The 20880-nt window shown below is 42.9% G+C and carries 16 protein-coding genes and 2 pseudogenes; 5 read left to right on the top strand and 13 right to left on the bottom strand.

The window, feature by feature from the left end; translation table 11 throughout:
- Window positions 1-39: 39 nt before the first annotated feature.
- Together ACO05V_RS06415 and ACO05V_RS06410 are read right to left on the bottom strand one after the other, a co-directional pair.
- Window positions 40-1041: an ABC transporter substrate-binding protein gene (locus tag ACO05V_RS06415; RefSeq protein WP_421848644.1), complete on the bottom strand. Its 1002-nt coding sequence runs from the start codon at window positions 1039-1041 to the stop codon at window positions 40-42.
- Window positions 1042-1064: 23 nt separating this feature from the next.
- Window positions 1065-1472, bottom strand: a complete 408-nt coding sequence (locus ACO05V_RS06410; protein ID WP_421848642.1) for a ParB N-terminal domain-containing protein — start codon at window positions 1470-1472, stop codon at window positions 1065-1067.
- 392 nt (window positions 1473-1864) lie between these two features.
- Between ACO05V_RS06410 and glnA the strand changes: the two genes are divergently transcribed.
- The 5 genes from glnA (at window position 1865) to ACO05V_RS06385 (ending at window position 7357) form a co-directional block, all read left to right on the top strand.
- Window positions 1865-3271, top strand: a complete 1407-nt coding sequence (gene glnA, locus ACO05V_RS06405) for a glutamate--ammonia ligase (protein ID WP_421848640.1) — start codon at window positions 1865-1867, stop codon at window positions 3269-3271.
- A gap of 316 nt (window positions 3272-3587) precedes the next feature.
- The gene (glnL, locus tag ACO05V_RS06400; RefSeq protein ID WP_421848638.1) at window positions 3588-4673 is read left to right on the top strand and encodes a nitrogen regulation protein NR(II); all 1086 of its coding nucleotides are present in this window, start codon (window positions 3588-3590) and stop codon (window positions 4671-4673) included.
- Window positions 4670-6103 (top strand): nitrogen regulation protein NR(I), encoded by a 1434-nt coding sequence (ntrC, locus tag ACO05V_RS06395; RefSeq protein ID WP_421848636.1) that lies wholly within the window; start codon window positions 4670-4672, stop codon window positions 6101-6103. Before glnL ends, ntrC begins: the two co-directional genes overlap by 4 nt.
- Window positions 6104-6249: 146 nt before the next feature.
- Complete coding sequence (locus ACO05V_RS06390; protein WP_421848634.1) at window positions 6250-6630, top strand: DUF3461 family protein; 381 nt, start codon at window positions 6250-6252, stop codon at window positions 6628-6630.
- A 169-nt stretch (window positions 6631-6799) separates the two neighbouring features.
- Entirely contained in the window at window positions 6800-7357 is a 558-nt protein-coding gene (locus ACO05V_RS06385) for an L-threonylcarbamoyladenylate synthase (protein ID WP_421848632.1), read from the top strand.
- Window positions 7358-7568: 211 nt separating this feature from the next.
- On the opposite strand, the gene ACO05V_RS06380 is transcribed toward ACO05V_RS06385, so the two are convergent.
- From ACO05V_RS06380 to ACO05V_RS06330, 11 genes and pseudogenes are all read right to left on the bottom strand, one after another.
- Window positions 7569-8282: an ABC transporter ATP-binding protein gene (locus ACO05V_RS06380; protein WP_421848630.1), complete on the bottom strand. Its 714-nt coding sequence runs from the start codon at window positions 8280-8282 to the stop codon at window positions 7569-7571.
- On the bottom strand, window positions 8279-9160 hold the full coding sequence (locus ACO05V_RS06375) for an ABC transporter ATP-binding protein (RefSeq protein WP_421848628.1): 882 nt from the start codon (window positions 9158-9160) through the stop codon (window positions 8279-8281). The genes ACO05V_RS06380 and ACO05V_RS06375 overlap by 4 nt, the downstream gene beginning before the upstream one ends.
- On the bottom strand, window positions 9157-10428 hold the full coding sequence (gene livM, locus ACO05V_RS06370; protein WP_421848626.1) for a high-affinity branched-chain amino acid ABC transporter permease LivM: 1272 nt from the start codon (window positions 10426-10428) through the stop codon (window positions 9157-9159). The genes ACO05V_RS06375 and livM overlap by 4 nt, the downstream gene beginning before the upstream one ends.
- A pseudogene (locus ACO05V_RS06365) lies at window positions 10429-11339 on the bottom strand (ABC transporter permease subunit). It abuts the gene before it with no gap.
- Window positions 11340-11432: 93 nt separating this feature from the next.
- The gene (locus ACO05V_RS06360) at window positions 11433-12545 is read right to left on the bottom strand and encodes a branched-chain amino acid ABC transporter substrate-binding protein (protein WP_421848624.1); all 1113 of its coding nucleotides are present in this window, start codon (window positions 12543-12545) and stop codon (window positions 11433-11435) included.
- Between the two features lie 473 nt (window positions 12546-13018).
- Window positions 13019-14176 (bottom strand): divergent polysaccharide deacetylase family protein, encoded by a 1158-nt coding sequence (locus ACO05V_RS06355; protein ID WP_421848622.1) that lies wholly within the window; start codon window positions 14174-14176, stop codon window positions 13019-13021.
- A gap of 39 nt (window positions 14177-14215) precedes the next feature.
- Window positions 14216-15289 (bottom strand): annotated as a pseudogene (locus ACO05V_RS06350) (S41 family peptidase).
- Between the two features lie 265 nt (window positions 15290-15554).
- Window positions 15555-16694, bottom strand: a complete 1140-nt coding sequence (locus ACO05V_RS06345) for a murein hydrolase activator EnvC family protein (RefSeq protein ID WP_421848620.1) — start codon at window positions 16692-16694, stop codon at window positions 15555-15557.
- A gap of 7 nt (window positions 16695-16701) precedes the next feature.
- Window positions 16702-18231 (bottom strand): 2,3-bisphosphoglycerate-independent phosphoglycerate mutase, encoded by a 1530-nt coding sequence (gene gpmI, locus ACO05V_RS06340; RefSeq protein ID WP_421848618.1) that lies wholly within the window; start codon window positions 18229-18231, stop codon window positions 16702-16704.
- Between the two features lie 97 nt (window positions 18232-18328).
- Window positions 18329-19261: a LysR substrate-binding domain-containing protein gene (locus ACO05V_RS06335; protein WP_421848616.1), complete on the bottom strand. Its 933-nt coding sequence runs from the start codon at window positions 19259-19261 to the stop codon at window positions 18329-18331.
- Between the two features lie 338 nt (window positions 19262-19599).
- The gene (locus tag ACO05V_RS06330; protein ID WP_421848614.1) at window positions 19600-20871 is read right to left on the bottom strand and encodes an NAD(P)/FAD-dependent oxidoreductase; all 1272 of its coding nucleotides are present in this window, start codon (window positions 20869-20871) and stop codon (window positions 19600-19602) included.
- Between the last annotated feature and the right edge of the window lie 9 nt (window positions 20872-20880).

The following is a 20880-nucleotide window of genomic DNA, read 5'->3' as shown; positions in this document are numbered from 1 at the left end:
AAAGAGCGCCTCTCTTGCAAAAATAATAGACAGGCACTATTACCCCTTCAGCCCCGCCGATAAAAAGCGCTCAACTTCGTCTTTCAAATTAAATTCAGGAAATTCTTCTGGATAAAGTAAATGAGCAGACTCTCTTAGTACCATTTGCCTAGCAATCGGACCATGTGATTCAACCCAATGATCTTTGACGAAATACACTCTATTTTTTTTCACTGCATTTAACTGTGACCAGATCGGGTTACTTTCAAAAGGCCGATCTGGACCATAGTCATAGACGAAAATAACATCTGGATTAGCAACCAATATCGACTCTAAGCTCATTTCAAAAGCCGTATTATCAGGAATATGTGGCGTAGGATTAGAACCCGCTACATTTTCGCCTCCCAACGCAGTGATTATTGCGGCTGTCATATTCTCATTATAAAAAGCCCAAGGTGCTTCACCGCCGCCCCAAATAAATAGGTATTTCACCCGCTCTTTTGCCTCACTCTCTTTGACAAAATGATCTAGGTCTTGATGAAAATCTGCATTAAGTTTTGCCGCCTGCTGACTTTTCCCCAACAGTCCTCCCAGCAGCTGAATTGAACGATCACTATCGCTAAAAGTCTCCAGAGAAAGCGCTAAATAGGGTGCTATAGCATTAAGCTGGGCAGCATTGGCTTCCGTATAACGGCGAATTGCAACAATCAAATCTGGCTTTGCATCAGCCAGCAGCTCTAAATTTGGCGCCGCACGCTGGCCAATTTCAGGCACATCAGAAAGGTAATCCAGCAAATAATCTGGATTTCTATCCTTTAGCATATAGGTACTAGCAACCGGCTTACCTCCCAAGGCAATCACAGTGTCTGCCGCAAAATAGGATATGGAGGCAACTCTTTTAGCCGTGTCAGGCAAAGTGACATGACTCCCTCTATCATCAATTACAGAGATCGGGGCTGCGTTTACGAGAGAAGCGAACATCAATACAGCTGCCATTCCAAAGCCTGATAAAAGCTTCTTATTTTTTACGTTTATCATATTTTTTCCTTTGTATTTATACATTCAAATAAAACGAGATACGCAAACTAATGTTCGACACTAATATCAGAACAATGCAGCTTAGAAAGAGGCACAACACACCCTGACAGACCTTCAGGGAAAATGTGGCAAGTGTTTTTTAGCGGATACAGAAAACCTTTTTTCGCTCGAGAACGAACAAAAGACGCGGAAACTTTATACTTGCGTTTACGACTTAAAACAGAAGTGGTTTCATAATTTAAAAGCAAAACAGGGACTAGCTTTAACCCCAACCTCTTCGCAACAGCAAATCTGTGATGCCCATCCATAATAAATAAATCGTTTTCTTCTACACATATTGGGCGCGTCCAAACCCCTTCTTGCTGAATCTTCTTTTTTAGCTTTGCGACTCGACGCGGAGCAACACTCTCAGTAGGACGTAACTTTTCAAGCGATAGAAAATGAATGATTGACATAGCAATTCCTTAGAGCTGTCTTGTAGTACATTATTCACAAGACTATCACCAAATAATAATGATTATCAATAACGCCTTTAATTTTGTTTATATTTTTTTAACTCAGAAACCAATGGCGCACCAACATAGAACAAAAACCAAAAACAGTGATCCAATATAGTGCATATTGGCTTTTTTAAAGGCTGGATTTAGCTACGATTAAGTGCACCACAAAATGAAAAGAACTTATCTTATTGTAATATAAGGATTTATTAACCCGCACAAAATTCTGGCACAAGTTATGCTTACTATCTACTTGATAAATAACTCGACAAATGGCGCTTTGTATTAAATATTAAAGCACCTTTTACAACGAAAAATAATTTCGCTTTAACTACGACTGGAGAACAACTATGTCAAACAAGACCCTTGCCTTGATTGCTGAGCATGACGCGAAGTGGGTTGACCTTCGCTTTACCGACTTTAAAGGTAAAGAGCAACACGTAACGATTCCAGCTATTACGGTAGATGAAGAGTTTTTTGAAAACGGCCAAATGTTTGATGGTTCATCAATCGCTGGCTGGAAAGGCATTAACGAATCTGACATGATCATGATGCCTCAGGACGATACGGCTATCATCGATCCTTTCACTGAAGAGTCGACAGTTATTGTTCGTTGTAACATCATCGAACCTTCTACTATGCAAGGCTATGACCGCGACCCACGCTCTGTCGCTCTTCGCGCAGAAGAATTTCTTAAATCAACAGGTCTTGGCGACACTGCTTTCTTTGGTCCAGAGCCTGAATTTTTCATCTTTGACGATGTTAAATGGAAAACAGACATGTCAGGTTGTTCTGTAGAGATCAACGCTGAAGAAGCCGCTTGGTCTTCTAACAAGAAATTTGAAGGCGGCAACATGGGACACCGTCCTTTCGTAAAAGGCGGCTACTTCCCAGTACCACCAGTTGATTCTCATCATGACCTACGTGGCGCAATGTGTGGCGCTATGGAAACAATGGGCTTGGTTATTGAAGTTCACCACCACGAAGTGGCGACTGCTGGCCAGAACGAAATCGGCGTTAAATTTAACACTCTAGTTAAGAAAGCGGACGAAGTTCAAATCCTTAAGTACTGTGTACACAACGTTGCTCACGCTTACGGTAAAACTGCGACATTTATGCCTAAACCAATCGTTGGTGACAACGGTTCTGGTATGCACGTCCACCAGTCTTTTTGGAAAAACGGTGAAAACCAATTCGCTGGCGACCAATACGCTGGCCTATCTGAAATGGCGCTTTACTACATCGGTGGTATCATCAAGCACGCTAAAGCATTGAACGCGTTCACTAACGCTTCAACTAACTCTTACAAGCGTCTTGTTCCTCATTTCGAAGCGCCAGTAATGCTTGCATACTCTGCTCGTAACCGTTCTGCTTCTATCCGTATCCCATACGTTTCAAGCCCTAAAGGCAAGCGTATTGAAGCTCGTTTCCCTGATCCAACCGCTAACCCATACCTAGCATTCGCCGCTATGTTGATGGCTGGTATCGATGGTATCAAAAACAAGATCCATCCTGGCGATGCAGCTGATAAAGATTTGTACGACCTTCCAGCTGAAGAAGCTCATGCGATTCCTCAGGTTGCTAGCAGCCTAGAAGAAGCGCTTAAGTGCCTAGACGAAGACCGCGCATTCTTGACTCAAGGCGGCGTATTCTCTGATGACATGATCGATGCTTACATCGATCTGAAAGCTGGCGAAGCTCGTCGTGTATCTATGACGACTCACCCACTTGAGTTTGAACTTTACTACAGCGCTTAATAGTTAAACCGCAAAGTAGAACACGAAAGCCTCGACCCTAGTTCGAGGCTTTTTTTTGCGCCACTATTTATTCGTTAATCTTTTTGCACGGCTTTTTTTGCACAACTGTTTATGCACTGCTTTTTATTGCACAACTTTTTTTGCACGAAAAGAAACACCATTACCAACATGCACTATAATTGTGCATTGAACTTTTTATAGTTAATACAAAGACCTTAATAAATAAGCTATCTCGGACTGCCCAATGTTGGTTCGCTTTTTGCAACTATTATTAAAGGAAATCATAAAAGCAGGAGTCAATAGAGAGGCACTGTCTGTGTATAGTTTATTAATCGACCATTTATCCACTGCAGTTGTTCAATTGAACGACAAGCTTGAGATTGAGTATCTAAACCCTGCTGCCGAAGTGTTGTTAGCGGTCAGCCGACGCCGAATTTATGGCAGCGATATAGGCGCTGCTTTTCGTGAAAACGAAGAAAGCATTCAGGCTCTTCATGCAGCAATAGAATCTGGCCACCCGTTCACTAAGCGCGAGGCGGAAATAGAGAGCAGCAACAACAGAAAACTCTTTTGTGACTATACCGTCACGCCAGTTATGGGCACATCAAATGACACTGAAAGCCTGATTATAGAACTCTATCCACGCGATAGAATGAAGCGCATTTCTCAAGAAGACGAGATTATAGCGAACCATGAAAGCAGCAAAGAATTGGTGCGCGGCTTAGCCCATGAAATAAAAAACCCATTAGGTGGCATTCGTGGCGCCGCCCAATTAATTAGTCGTGCTTTTACTGACGAGGCATTAAACGATTACACACAAGTTATCATTGAAGAATCAGATCGGTTGCGTGATCTTGTTGACCGCTTGTTAGGACCGAGACAACTGCCTAAAAACAAATCCCTCAACATCCATAAAGTGATTGAGCGCGTTAGACAACTTATTTCCGTTGAAACAGACAACCAAATTGAACTGATTCGCGATTACGACCCAAGTATTCCAGATTTAATAGGTGACGAATCTCAGTTAATTCAAGCTTTGCTGAATATCACCAGAAACGCCATGCAAGCGCTGATGGATGATGACGATAATCGCCATAAGACAATTCATATGGTGACCCGAACATTACGTCAATTCACTATTGGCTCTAAACGTCATCGTTTGGTCTGTAAAATTAGCATTATTGATAATGGTCCAGGCATTCCAGAAGCCATTCTCAAAACCCTATTTTATCCCATGGTCAGCGGACGAGCCGATGGAACAGGCTTAGGGCTATCTATCGCGCAATCCGTTATTCATCAGCACCATGGCATTGTTGAATGCAACAGTTACCCGAAAATGACCGAATTTAATATATTAATTCCCATTGAGACGACAGTCCAAGACCAGGAGAAACACTCATGACACCAGAAGAAACCGTATGGATTGTTGACGACGATCGCTCTATTCGCTGGGTACTAGAGAAGACATTAGAACAAGAGGGAATCCAATGTCGCTTGTTTGATTCCGCTGAAAACCTAGTCAACATGATTGATAAAGAGCAACCCAGCGCCATTATCAGTGACATCCGTATGCCTGGCATGGACGGTTTAAAACTGCTCGAAAAACTACAAAAAGACCATCCTTATTTGCCTGTTATCATAATGACTGCACACTCAGATCTAGAGAGCGCCGTCGCCTCTTACCAAGGCGGTGCGTTTGAATATTTGCCTAAGCCTTTCGATGTAGAAGAAGCGGTTAGTCTTGTTAAGCGCGCCATGCTGCATCACCGCAACGCAAGACCAAGCACTGACAATATGGAAGTGGAAGAAGAGACACAAGTCGATAAAGAAATTATTGGCGAAGCACCGGCTATGCAGGAAGTTTTCCGTGCCATTGGTCGTCTTGCCAATTCAAACATTACCGTATTAATTAATGGTGAGTCTGGTACAGGGAAAGAGCTGGTTGCTCAAGCATTGCATACTCACAGTCCTAGAGCTGCAAACCCTTTTATCGCTTTAAACATGGCCGCCATTCCACACGACTTAATCGAGTCAGAACTATTTGGACATGAAAAAGGCGCGTTTACAGGCGCAAACACTCAACGTCGCGGCCGCTTCGAACAAGCTAACGGCGGTACGCTTTTCCTTGATGAAATTGGTGATATGCCAGCTGAGACGCAAACTCGCTTATTACGCGTTTTAGCGGACGGCGAGTTCTATCGTGTTGGTGGCCATACTCCAGTTAAAGTTGATGTTCGTATCATCGCGGCCACACACCAAAACTTAGAAAACTTGGTACAAAAAGGCTCATTCCGTGAAGATTTGTTTCATCGCCTAAACGTAATCCGCATCCATTTGCCTAAGTTAGCAGAACGTCGCGAAGACATTCCAAAACTTGCCCGTCACTTTTTAAGCCGAGCTGCGGAAGAGCTCGCTGTTGAACCTAAGCAGCTCAGCAAAGAAACCGAAAACTATCTAACTCAATTAGATTGGCCAGGTAACGTTCGTCAATTGGAGAACACCTGTCGCTGGTTGATTGTCATGGCATCAGGCCGTGAAGTTTTGGTGGAAGATTTACCACCAGAATTGCTTGCTGCGGTTCCTCATGAACAACCTTTTGCCTCATGGGAAGAAGCCCTTAAAAATTGGGTGGACAGCACATTGGCAACAGGGCAAAAAGGCATTCTTAATCAAGCCGTACCAAAATTTGAGCGCATCATGATTGAAACAGCGCTGGCACATACTGGCGGACGCCGCCGAGATGCTTCGCTACTACTAGGCTGGGGGCGCAACACTTTGACGCGTAAAATTAAAGAGTTGAATATTGATCACGCTGAGCAAGATGAAGACTAGTGAGAATAAGAAATTAATACAGGCAAAACTATATGCAATTTGCCTGTATTATCTCAGCTTTCTAGCATTTTGGACTTGCATTTACTAGCACAATCCCCTACTAATTAAAGACAACTAATTGGTCATTTAAAAAACGGGAAAAAGTTATGTATCCAACACTTCAGTCCATGGGTATCACCAGCATACAGGACATTGAGAAATTCACTTTGCGCTACGAAGGCGGACACGACGTACTAAAAATTTATTACCGTCGTGAAAAAGGCTCATTGCTGCCTAAAAGTAAAAAGTTCAAGTTTGGCCGTTCAACCAAAACTGTATTGGCGGATGGCGGTCAGCAAACTTACCGTCAGGTTCAAGAACCGTCGCTAATCGTTTTACGAGCAATGGAAGAACTAGAACAAATCGTCGGCAAACAACACGAAAGTAAAGCAACAAAAGCGGATCTAATCAAAGAGCTAGAACACTTAGAAAAAGTCGTGAATAGCAAGATCAGTGAGATCAAAGAAAAAATCGATTCTATGCAATAACAACGTAGTAAAAGTCTATTTATAGGCTCACTAGCAGGAACGCCTTTCCATCGATCAAGACACCATGTTTAGGTCATTAATAGAAAGGTATACCTGCTGGCTCCATTTCAAAAATCCCGCTACAATCCCCACCTCTACGTTTTCCATACACCTTTATAAGCTTATTTATATGCATCTTGTCACATCCGTTGAAAAACTTGCCGATATCATCCGACAAGGTGGCATTGTCGCCTATCCAACTGAAGCAGTCTGGGGATTAGGCTGCGACCCATTTAATGAGTCTGCGGTAAGACGCATTTTAATGCTAAAATCCCGTCCCGAATCGAAGGGACTTATTTTGGTGGCTGGCGCACAAAAGGAACTATCCCCTTGGCTGGTCACATTAGATCCTAAAGCTGCCCAGCGCTTGATAAGCCTAAATGAGATACCCACCTCTTGGGTTGTTCCCGATACGACAATCACGCCAAGCTGGGTGAGAGGCGAACACCAAAGCGTGGCGATACGTTTATCTCAACATAAACCAGTTCAGCGCCTGTGTGCCGCCTTTCAAGGAGTGATTGTTTCTACTTCTGCGAACCCTGCAGGACTCGCCCCTGCCATGAGCGCAGAAGAAGTAAACACATATTTTGGAGATAAGATTGATGCTATTTTTGACGCTTCTCTGGGTGACGCCTCGCAGCCTTCACAGGTTCGAGACATTTTGACTGACGCGCTATTTAGAGCTTAAATTTCTTCTAATCAATAAGACTTTTTTAATAAGGCCTTATTAAGAAATAGCTCACAAACCGTTTAAACCACGATGTTCAGCGAACTTCCTGTGTAAAAACGTCTTTTTTATCCACAGTAATAAAAAAGCGGCGTTTCATTTTTTGTATAAATGAAACGCCGCTTTAATTTATCAGTGCTTGTAATGAAACACCTTTATTCAAATATTACTTCTAGTGACCACCCAAGTAGGCTTCACGTACTTCAGGATTAACCAACAACTCTTCACCGGTTCCCGTCATACGTATCTCGCCATTCACCATAACATAACCACGGTTAGCCAGTTTTAGCGCGTGGTTGGCGTTCTGCTCAACCAAGAATATCGTCATCCCAGTACTCGCTACATCTTTCAAGATCTGAAAAATTTGCTTAACAATAATGGGCGCCAAGCCCAAACTAGGCTCATCTAACAAAAGTAATTTTGGGCGGCTCATCAAGGCACGTGCAATAGCCAACATTTGCTGTTCACCACCAGACATAGTTGAAGCCCGCTGATTACGACGCTCTAATAGTCGAGGAAACAATTCAAACATATGCAGCATGTCTTCTTCAGCATGATCCATACCGATTGGAATCGTCCCCATCAGCAAATTCTCTTCTACTGACATGCTAGGAAATATTCGACGACCTTCTGGCGATTGAGCCAAGCCATGTGATGCGACGTAGTGAGCCGATTTTTGCGAAATATCTTCACCACGATAAATAATTTCACCAGAAGAAATGCGCGGCTGCCCAAAAATAGACATCAACAAGGTAGATTTACCTGCACCATTTGCACCGATTAAGGTAACAATTTCACCTTCCGTGACGGTCAAAGAGACTTTCTTCAAGGCTTGGATTGGACCGTAATGAACGTCTACGTCTTTAAATTCCATCAATGTAGTCATAGTGTTACCTCCTCGCCTTCTTCTGCACCAAGGTAAGCAGCAATAACTTTAGGGTTATTTCTAATGTCATCTGGACCACCTTTGGCAATGACTTCGCCATGATCTAATACAACAATATAGTCTGAGATATCCATAACCATGCCCATATCGTGCTCGATCAATAACACGGTCGTATTGTGCTCATCACGCAATACACGAATCATCTTGGTCAAAGCTTCGGTTTCAGATGGGTTCAAACCAGCTGCAGGCTCATCTAAGCAAACGATTTCAGGATTAGTGCACATGACACGAGCGATCTCAAGGCGGCGCTGTTGACCATAAGACAACTCACCGGCCAGACGATTCGCAAATTCCGTTAAATCAACCACTTTAAGCCAATAAAAAACTCTCTCAAGCGCTTCCTCTTCTGATTTTTTATACGATGAAGTATTAAAAATACCCGACAGCAGATTCCGATTTGCTCGCATATGCTGTGCAACTAAGAGGTTTTCCACAACAGACATTTCTTTAAACAAACGAATATTTTGAAAGGTTCTAGCTAGTCCTGCGCGATTCACCAAATGAGAACCGCCAAACATCTTATATTTTAACCGCTTAAAAAATGCGACAGGAGATACAAAGTCCGTTCCCTGAAATGGTTCACCCAATACTTTAATTACACTGGTTTCTTTACCATTAGCAGAGAGCATTACACTTCCACCAGTCGCCTTATAAAAACCAGTCAAACAGTTAAACACTGTTGTTTTACCCGCTCCATTAGGACCAATCAACGCAGAAACAGAGCCGCGTTTAATGTCAAAATTAACGTCGTTAAGGGCTTTAATACCACCAAAATGCATCACCAAATTTTTGATGCTTAAAATATTCTCTTGGCTCATTTAATCACCCCTTTTTTTGCAGAAAAACCTGTTCGGGTTACATTAACAAGGCCTCGTGGCTTCCAAATCATCATTACTACCATCAAAATCCCGAACAACAGAATACGATATTGCGCCACTTCTCTTAGCAACTCAGGCAACACCGTCAAGCAAAATGCAGCAATTACCACACCTAAAGTTGACCCCATTCCGCCCAATACAACAATTGCCAAGATTAAAGCCGATTCAAAAAAGGTAAATGACGTAGGATTAATAAAGCCCTGATATGTAGCAAAAAACACACCCGCAATACCCGCTGTCGACGCTCCCATCATAAAAGCAGACAACTTAACCAACACATGGTTTAAACCTAATGAACGACAAGCTATCTCATCTTCACGTAACGCTTCCCATGCACGACCAATTGGCATTTTCACTAAACGATGTTTGATAAAAAGCACAGCCCATACAACAACAAATAAAATCAAATATACAAACATGTATTTATATGCTGAGTCATAAGGGAGATTAAAGAATTCATGAAATGTCTCACCGGTACTAGATCTACGCTTAAATTCCAACCCAAATAGCGTCGGCAGTGGGGCTGACATTCCATTTGGCCCGTTAGTTAGCTCGATCCAATTGGTTAAAACAAGACGAATAATTTCTCCAAAACCAAGCGTCACGATGGCCAAATAGTCACCATGCATTCTTAATACAGGAAAACCTAATATCGCCCCTGCAAAAGCAGCTAATATCGCAGCAATAGGCAACATTGACCAAAAGCCAAGACCAAGATGCTCATAACCTAACGCCAAACTATAAGCACCAATGGCATAGAAGCCAACAAAACCCAAATCCAGCAAGCCAGCCAAGCCCACAACAATATTTAAACCAAGCCCCAGTAACACATATATTAGACCCAAAATAACAACGGTTAAGATGTACTTAGAAGCAATAAAGGGAATGACCAAACCAATTAGCATAACCAATGGGATAATCCATACCATTTTAGATTTGTGATCTGGAGATAGCACTTTGACACTGTCATGGTTATTTGCGTAACGAAACGCCATAGCCTTGCCTTTTTCTGTTTGGAAAAAAGTAGACATTAGGAACCGCCCAGCAAATACCACGGCAATTATTATAAAAACACGCTCAAATTCTAAATTGAAATCATATCCATCAAGCATAACCCCCATAATTGGGCCAAATACGACCAATGCCATAAGACCTGCAATCACGGCATCAGTGAAACTCTTTTTATAGCTAATATCAGTCTGATTCATTTACACTTTCTCCACAGCAGGTTTACCAAGAAGACCACTCGGACGAATAATCAAAATCAGTACCAGTAAAGAAAAGGAAAAAACATCTTTGTAATCTGAACTTACAAGACCAGCAAATAAAGACTCAGACAAACCAAGAATTAGCCCTCCTAGCATAGCACCTGGTAAGGACCCAATGCCCCAAGAACAGCCGCAGTAAAAGCTTTTATCCCCATTATAAAGCCAATATAAAAGTCAAAGCCGCCGTAATCCAATGTCACTAATACGCCAGCTAATGCAGCCATAGTGGCTCCAATAACGAAGACGGTTGAAATAACTTTATCGGTATCAATACCTAAAATAGAAGCCATTTTCCTGTCTTGCTGTGTAGCACGACACATACGGCCTAACTTAGTTTTTTGTATGATATAAGTGAGGATTCCCATTCCGGTAAGAGAAATGAGTAAAATCAATATTTTCATATAGGTAACCTGCACAAAGCCATCACCGACATGAAAGCGCATAGCACCAGTTAACAAGGTTGGTACGCCTTGTTGATTTGGCCCCTGACTTAGCTGTACATAGTTTTGCAAAATCAGTGATATACCAATGGCTGAAATCAATACAGATAAGCGGCTAGAATTGCGCAATGGTCGATAAGCAACGCGCTCAATCACCCAACCATAGGCACCAGTTACCACGATTGTGAATATTAAAGTTCCCATAATAATAAAAGGAAAAGACTGAACGCCAAAAAAAGTAAGTAAAGCGATTGCTATTGCGGTGAGATAAGCAGACACCATGTAAACATCGCCATGAGCGAAGTTAATCATGCCGATAATGCCATACACCATGGTGTAACCGATCGCAATGAGTCCATAAACAGAACCAAGGGTAAGACCGTTTACCAGCTGCTGGAGAACGATATCCATCGTAAGACCTCGTGGGAATTTTATAAAGAGTAGAGAGCATACTTACCAGCGCAATCCTTGGCTGATAAGTATGAAAGTTAAACTAATATGAAATTAGTCTAATTGTTTGTACTGACCTTCTGCATCCCATTTATACATAACATAATCTGAAACAGTTAAGTCGCCTTTGCTATCGAAATCTTTCTTACCCATTACAGTATTCACAGAATTAGATTTCAACCACTCAGCCCCTTTCACAGGATCAAGATTATTGTTTGATAAAGCCGCTGCGACCACTTGCAGCGCGGTATAAGAATAAAGGGTATATCCCTCTGGCTCATAGCCACTATCGCGGAATTCTTTAATGACTGTTTTACCAGCAGGATAAGACGTTGGATTCGCACCAAATGTCATATAAACGCCATCGACGTAGTTATTACCACCAGCAACGGTAACAAATTCTTGAGAAACAATACCATCTCCAGACATAAAGATGGCTTTAGAACCTTGTTGACGCAATTGGCGAACAAGTGGACCAGCTTCAGAGTGAAGGCCACCAAAATACACAATATCAGCATCAACAGAGCGAATCTTGGTAACTAAAGCGTTAAAGTCCTTCTCGCCACGAGTCAAACCTTCGTACATAACCTCTTTAACACCATAGCCGTTCAGTGTTGCCTTCATAGCATCAGCAAGACCCTTACCATAAGTGTCTTTGTCATGAATGATAGCAACACGTTTCGCTTTCAATGTATCAACAATATAGCTTGCAGCTACATCGCCTTGCTGGTCGTCTCGACCACAAACGCGGAAAACATTAGCTAAACCACGATCCGTTAGAATCGGACTAGTAGAAGCAGGGTTAACCATCAAAACGCCAGCCTCAGCATAAATGTTTGATGCAGGGATACTTGCCGCCGAGCAGAAGTGACCAACAACAGCGACCACGCCATCTGAATCAACTAAACGGTTTGCAACTGACACAGCTTGTTTTGGTTCACAAGCGTCATCGCCCTGAACCAGTTTGATTTGCTCACCAGCGATGCCACCAGCAGCATTAATATCTGCTGCCGCTTTCTGTGCACCTTTCCACAGTTGCTCACCAAATGCAGCATTAGCGCCTGTAAAAGGGCCAGCAACACCGATGACAACATCTGCTTGAGCTAGCGTCGCAGCTCCAGCAATAGCAAGAGAAATTAATGTTTTTCTAACAACTACATTTGACATAAGAAAAGCCTCTACTCGTTTTGTGTTTTATCGTTATTATTCAAAAGCAAGAAGCGTTCCAACAATTAACCCCTAAAGAAATGGTATTAATAATGGAACTTTCATAGCAACTATTCAAGAAATGTGCACCTTTATAATGCTACACATTAATCTCAGACTAAACTTTGGTCAATAGTAGTGCGTACAAATAATTCAATTAGCTTAGATAAAATTCTGAAATTCCAAAAAATAGCAAAATTAATCACTATAAATATTTATTCTTGTGGTTTTTTCTACTATGAACGAGGGGGTTCTGCACTAAGCAGGAGCGAAATACTGAGTGGTTTACAAAGGAGGGTGTAATAGACACGTTGACGCTATTACATAAATCTTTACTCCGTCTAATTTAGTACAAAGAACCAGCAAATAAATTAGTAAATAATCGGTTTTTTTATCAAAAAACTCCGGTTTTATCAGAAAATCAATTTACTACTTCATTTCTTAGCAGAAGCTTGAAAGAGCTTAGGTTCAGAAGGAGAAGAAATTAATAGATCAGAAAGGCGAACCAAGCGCACACCATCCAACTCCAGATTATTAAGACGTTTTTTAAGATAATCCATGGTTTCTGGATAAGGATGACCAATAGCCAAAGCACTTCCATGAAGCCTTGCCAGTTTTAACAAACGAGAAAATTGTCTATCGATCGCTTTTTCAGTACGAATATTGTCCAAAAACACATCTCGACTGACAGTGTCTAAACCATATTCTTGCGCTGTCTTTTTAGCCACACTTTTAGGACTGGTAAGACTGTCTATAAAAAACAGAGAGCGTCCTTTAAGTGTTTCCATTACCCATTTCATCGAGTCAGCTTTAGTGGTTAACAAACTGCCCATATGGTTGTTGACGCCTTGTATACCTGGTAAACCATCTAGATCCTTGCTCAATGTTTCTTTTAGTTCATGCTCCGTCATCTTGGCATATAGGCCGCCGGGACCAAGCTTCAACTCTCGCTGGTTTTCCATCGGCGCATGCAACAGAGTAATACGTTTTTGTTTCTGTGCTGCTAATGCGGTCTTCGTCGCAAATGGCGTACTAGGCAAAATAGCCAGTGCCACTTCGGTTGGCAACAATAGAGATGATTCCATACCTTGACGGTTATAGCCCAAATCATCTATCAAAATCGCAATTTTTGGCATTTTAGGGTGAGCATCAACCGCTAGCTTTTTCGCTGGAGCCGCTTCTTCATCAGACTGTTTATGCTCTATATTAAACTTTTCTACAGAAGGAACGCCTTTAATTTCTGGGATAATGGGTGCATCTAAAAAAGGCACAATGGCAGGAACCCAAGGCTTAGCCGTATCAAACATTGGATGGCTAGTCGCTTTAGGAAAATCGGTTATAAAAGGATAATCTGACTGCTTCAATGATTTACTTTTTGGAGCAACTATTACTGGCCCGAGATGCTCAGGCAAAATCTCAGAGACCTCAAAGAAAGTTTCACTTGCAGACTCTTCACCTTGGTCTGCAAGCTCATCAGGACTTTTTATCGATACATATTCGAGACGATCTAGAGCAGTCTCTGACGCATTTACTCCCCCCGATAGAAAGAGTAAACAAAATACAACCTCTACGAATTTCTTAAAATCAAACAAGCGAGCTTTTACCAAAAATATATATTAAAAATTGCATCACTATTTCTGAGCTAACTTAGGTAGCGTCTTCAAAATAGTCACTGCTTGAAATAGCTGAAAATCCGTTTTTGCTAACTCGCCAATATCAGACTTCACATCGGCACTGGTGCGCTCTTCTCCGCCTGTTCCATTGCCTAAGTGCCCTTTTAACTCGGCTTCTTTAACAAAGAACTGTCCTTTTTCAAACGTCAATGTTGCCTGCGGCACCACCAAATCTGGCGTAATGCCTTGAGCCTGGATAGAACGACCATTTGGCGTGTAATACAAGGCAGTGGTTAACTTCACCGCATCGCCATTAGACAGAGGCACAACAGTCTGAACAGAGCCTTTACCGAAAGATTCTGTGCCTAAAATCACGGCACGTTGATGATCTTGCAGAGCGCCAGCAACAATTTCGGAAGCCGATGCCGAGCCTTAATTAATAAGCACCACGACTGGCACATTACCAAATTTGGTATTCTTCTCCGTCGCCGTAAACTGACTTTTAGACAACTCATGACGACCATTTGTATAAACAATCATACCTTTATCTATAAAAGCATCGACAATTCCAACCGCACTTTGTAAAACACCGCCGGGATTATTGCGAAGATCTAAAACAACGCCTTGGATTTTACCTTCTTTATTAAGCTTATCAATGGCTTGATAAAACTCTGACGCACTATCGCCTTGGAACTGACTGATGCGAAAATACGCAATGCCATTACCTAACCATTTATCAGTCACACTTGCGTCTTCGACTAAACGGCGTGTTAATTCATAGTGTTTCAACTCACCATCACGCTCAATATCCAGAGTCACAGTAGAGCCAATTTCACCACGCATTAACGTCACTATGTCTTTCATACCTAAATCTGTGATCAAGGTATTATCAATCTTAACAATCACATCGCCGGGTAAAATTCCGGCCTCGGCCGCAGCTGAGCCATCAACTGGCGCCACGATAGTAAGACGTTTATCTTTCATCTCAACTTCAATGCCAATGCCAGCGTAATTTCCTGAAGTTAGCTCGTTAAAATCAACCAGTTCTGCTTTAGTGAAATACTCTGAATGAGGGTCGAGGCCAGACACCATGCCTTTTAACGCTTTATTCAAAATATCTTCATCAGACATGACTTCGACATAACCTTCACGGATGGTTTCAAATGTTTCGACAAAAGACTGAATTTCGGCAGTAGGCAACTTAGGTTTTGCTTGAGCGTCTACTGAAAGCTGCGCAGAAAAAGCAGGCGAAGCCAATAACACCATAAATAAAAAGAGAATTCGTTGACGCAAAATATTGATCATATTTCTTCCTATAACTTTTTCACTGACCGCAAGCCTGAGTTTGTAATGTAAATTACCCAGCGTTCACCCAAGAAAGTGGTTTTAATGGCGTACCATTATGTCGAATTGCAAAAAACAACGCTGGATCAGGACGACCACCAGTACTACCTACCATAGCGATGGTATCGTTTGCACCCACCCACTCACCCACTTCTTTCAGCAGGCTTTGATTGTAACCGTATAATGACATGTAACCATCGCCATGGTCTAAAATAAGTAAAAAACCAAAGCCGCGCATCCAGTCAGAAAACACCACTCGACCAGAGAATATGGCATGAACAGGTTCACCTTCTTTCGCGCGTAATGTCACACCACCTAAATTAATACTGCCATTGGATGACAATGCTGAGAGCATTTTTAAAGGGCGAACCAATTTGCCACGTTGCGATGAAAAAGGCACATCTTGATCCGGAATCTGTATATCAGCCAATGCCTCTTCTAGGCGCTGCAACATATCCTGTAGGTTTTTCTGATCTTGCACTAATTGCTTAGAACGTTTGTCACCCTTCGCTAAGTCTTTGTCTAATTTGGCCAATAAATCACGTCGTTCAGCTTGCTGCCCCGTCAAACGACTGCGCTCTGCTTTTAATTCAATTTCTTCTTTAGCTTGCTGCGCTCGGTGACTGCGAATACTTTTTTCAACCAAATTTAAATCACTCACTTCGGTCACAAAGCCATTAATAAGCGACTGCCTAGCATTGGAAAAATAGCGATTGTATTGCACTAATCGCTGAGCTTCTTCGGAGCTGTCACCATTCAATAACAGCTTGATACTTTCTTCATTGCCGGAACGATAAACCGCCCTTAATTGGGCGGCTATTTGTTCATTTTGCTGTTGAATACTTAATTGAAGAGACCGCTGCTGTACTTTTAATTCCCCCAGCTGCTTCTCTCCTTTTTTTAAGCTCTCTTGAATATTTTGGATTTTTTTAAGCAGCTCTTGAATGTCTTTTTCTTTAACCTCAAGCTGCTTTTCCACATCAGATCGCTCCGACTTAATATCTTTCAACCAGCTATTAAGCTTTTGCAGATCTTTCTGTAAAGCCTGAATCTGTTGTTTCGCCTCCTCCGGTGTTTGTGGTTCGCCTGCTGCCCAGCCAAAGCTAGACAACAGAAGCAAACTTAAGAGAAGACAGCGCGATAATAAGATCATTCTTGCCTCATGCTCGCGTGAGCAAGCTTACACCCGTCATCTCAGCTGGCTTTTCCATTCCCATCATATCCAGTAAAGTAGGCGCAAGGTCACACAAAGCGCCTTCTTTAATGCCTAACCCTTGAGTTGGAGAGAACAAAACCAAAGGCACAGGTCCAATAGTGTGAGACGTTAACGGCTGTGCACCATCGTCACTTAACATTTGCTCAACGTTGCCATGATCGGCAGTAATCAAGCATTGGCCACCATTCACTTTCAAGGCTTCAATGATTCGACCTAGACAAGCATCAACGGCCTCAACCGCTTTAACCGCCGCTTCAAAAATGCCACTGTGACCAACCATATCGCCGTTGGCAAAGTTACAGATAATCGTGTCGTACTTACCCGCTTCGATCACGTCAACCAGCTTGTCAGTCACTTCTGGCGCACTCATTTCTGGTTTCAAATCGTAAGTTGCCACATTTGGTGACGGGATCAACTCACGCTCTTCACCATCAAACAAGGCTTCTTCGCCACCATTAAAGAAAAAGGTTACGTGAGCGTATTTTTCGGTTTCAGCAATACGCAATTGTTTCTTGCCATGCTTGGCTAACACTTCACCCAAGGTATTCGTCAATGCAACTGGAGGGAACGCCACATCGGCTTTAATATCAGAAGCAAACTCAGTGAAAGTAACAAACGACGCCAGTTTTGGATAAACAGCGCGAGTAAAACCATCAAAATCAGCATCGGTGAAAGCACGAGTTAATTGACGCGCACGGTCAGGACGGAAGTTAGCAAAAATAATCGCATCACCATCTTGTACTGGCTCAGATTCACCAACGACTGTAGCTTTTACAAATTCGTCATTTTCATCACGATCATAAGCGGCTTGAATCGCGCCTTCAGCAGTGTCAGATTGGAACTCACTTTTGCCTAAAACAATGGCATCGTAAGCGGTTTGCACACGATCCCAACGATTATCACGGTCCATAGCAAAATAACGACCCGTTAAAGTGGCAATTTTACCAACACCTAGTTCCGCAAGCTTAGCTTCTAATTCAGCCGTTGGTGTCTTAGCAGAACGAGGCGGCGTATCACGGCCATCCGTAAAACCATGAACAAAAATCTGTTTCGCGCCACGTTTTGCCGCTAATTCGCACATCGCCATGATTTGCTCATGATGGCTGTGAACGCCACCATCAGACAACAATCCTAAAATATGCACCGCTTTGCCAGCACTGACGGCTTTGTCTACTGCATTGACAAGCGCTTCGTTTTCGAAAAACGAACCGTCTTCGATAGCTTTGCCGATACGAGTAAAGTTTTGGTAAACCACTCGACCAGCGCCTAAATTCATGTGACCGACTTCAGAATTCCCCATTTGGCCTTCGGGTAAACCCACCGCAAGACCAGAGGTTTTAATTAAAGTATGAGGTTGATTATTCCAAAGCGCGTCCCAGTTAGGTGTATTGGCTGCAGCAATAGCATTGGATTTAGAGGTTTCGCTGTATCCCCATCCGTCAAGGATAAAGAGGGCTGTGGTTTTTTTGTTCATGTTAATCTATCCCATAAATTGATCATGATAATGCTTCGATACTATCACAGGCTTGTAATTTAGTTACAGGCCAGTCGATCTATTCAGACCATTAATTTTACGAATGACAAGATGTTGCCACATTTCGTTTTGACAACAGCCAGTCTCGAAAAATAACCACCTGTTCAAGATCAGATTTATCCATAGGATAAGAAAGCAGATATTCATGAGGAGTGGAAACCGCTTTACCAAAAGGCGCCACCAGCTCACCATTTTGCAAGCTCCGTTCAGCAAGTATGGTTGGCATAATGGCAATACCCATGCTGTTTTTAGCCGCTTCGAGCAACATATGAAAATGCGCGAAAGAAGCGCCAGCAAAGGAACCGCTTTCTAATCCCTGCGCCACCATCCAATCTGGCCAGGCATTAATACGTGATGACAAATGTAAAAAAGGAAATGAGGTGACATCTTCGACCTTCCAAGCATCAAATGGTTTGTCACCGATGCGAGCCAATAAATCTGGCGAGCAAACCGCAATCACAGTTTCTTTCATAAGTTGGTGGGAAATGGCACGAGGCCAATGATCGCCACCATAGTGCAAAATGATATCAATGCTTTCAGGATCTATCTTAGCGGCATCATCTAAAGAACGTACTTTAATTTGAAACTGTGGATGAGCGGTTTGGAATTCTGCAAGAAGTGGCATCAGCCAATAAGACGCCAAGGTAGGCAAAGCCGAAATAGCCAGCGTGGTTTTTTCATCTTCTCGATGCAGCATGCGTAAACAGGCGTTTTCCATGCCATCCAGTAAGGGAACCACTTCCTTGTAATAAGCCGCGCCCGTTCCGGTTAATACCAAGCGTTTATTGAGACGAATAAATAAATCTCGCGACAAAAACTCTTCGAGGTTACGAATCTGCCGACTGACAGCACTTTGGGTAAGATGCAACTCTTCCGCAGCCTTAGTAAAACTCAGGTGCCTGACCGAAGCCTCGAAACACTTTAACGCGGTTGACGATGGGATATAACGGCGCATGGTGACGTTACTCATTAGCAAAAATCTAGAAGAAGATAACTGTATCCTATATCACTCTCATTCCCAACCAGTAAAACAAAAAACGCACCATAAAGATGCATTTTGGTGTGACAATTATTCGCAGTAAACTTATGCCAGCGCCAAACTAACCGAAACATTTACCATGTAGCGAGCGAAGCAAAGACGAATGATGTAGCGAGCGAAGCAAAGACGAGGCAAAAACAGACGAGAAAGCGGACACCTACATGGATGTAGGTGTTAGGGCGACGCAGGAAGCCAAAGCCGAGTTATAGGTTATAAATGAGCATTTCGAGTCTGTTTTTAACAAAGTATTGACGAGCGCAGTAATCATTCTAATCCAAAGCGTGCGACTGCTGACCTATATGATACGTATGCGCGCCAACTTCATAAAATAAACGTCTCAATTCTCGAAACGAAATATCTCTAAGCACAGTCGTTGGTATGGACAATTTTTCTCTTCGACCCGACAGCCATTCCGCCAATTCCGCACCGACCACAGTTCCTGGCCCAATGCCTCGACCACTGTAGCCAGCCACACTAAACAGACCTTTTTGTAACTGCTGACAATGGGGCAGATGGTCTTCGCTGTAGGCAATTTTACCAGTCCAGCAATAATCCCATTCTACCTTACTTAAAATCGGAAACAATTCTGTAACACGCTGAGTTGCCCAGTTCGACAGTACGCTGCCCTCGCCGCCCATACCACCAAACACTAAGCGGCCTTGTTTATCCAAGCGAAAAGAGCTCATTACCGTACAAGTATCCCAAACGCCTTCTTTGTTTGGTAACACGCTGGCTAATTGCGCGTCGCTTAATGGTTTAGTCGCCAATTGAGAATAAAAGATTGGCACAAACTTACGTGCTTGTTCTTTTACACCAAATTCACTGTACGCATTGGTCGCCAAAATGACTTTTTCGGCATGTACTTGACCTTTTTCGGTATGCAAAACCCAACCACTTTCAGCAGGTTCAATTTTACTCACTGGCGATTGATCAAAGAGTTTAGCACCTTCTTTTAGCGCGGCATGAGCAAGCCCACGCGCATAAGCCAAAGGCTGAATGGTGCCTGCTCTTGGATCAAATAATGCGGAGTTGAATTTGCTAGAACCGATTCGAGCTTGCGCTTCTGCCGCATCAAGCAACTGAACCGGCGCACCGCGCTTTTTCATTTGCTCATAACGACGTTGCAATTGAGCCAAGCCGGTTTTGCCTACGCCTGCGTGCAAGGTCCCATTACGAACTGGCTCACATTTAATAGCGTATTCATCAATCAAACCGTAAACATAATCCGGAGCGGCCGCCAAAGCCTTGTACATGACATTGCCCGCTTCTGCCCCGATGGCTTTATCCAGCTGATCCGGTTCTAGCCAAACACCTGCGTTCGCCAAACCAACATTGCGACCCGATCCGCCAAAGCCTACTTCTTGCGCTTCCACAACAGCGACAGAAACGCCAAATTTCGCCAGATGCAAAGCGGCAGAAAGACCAGTAAAACCTGCTCCGACAATAACAACTTCAACATCAACACGCCCTTCAAGAGGCGCCAACACGGGTGCATCTGGAGAACTTGCACGCCATAAAGAATTGCAGATTTTATCAGACATAAGATGACC

It is taken from the genome of Marinomonas sp. (assembly GCF_965225885.1).
GTDB lineage: Bacteria > Pseudomonadota > Gammaproteobacteria > Pseudomonadales > Marinomonadaceae > Marinomonas.
Note: the sequence above shows the minus strand (reverse complement) of the source record. Positions and strands in the feature narration are given on the sequence as shown.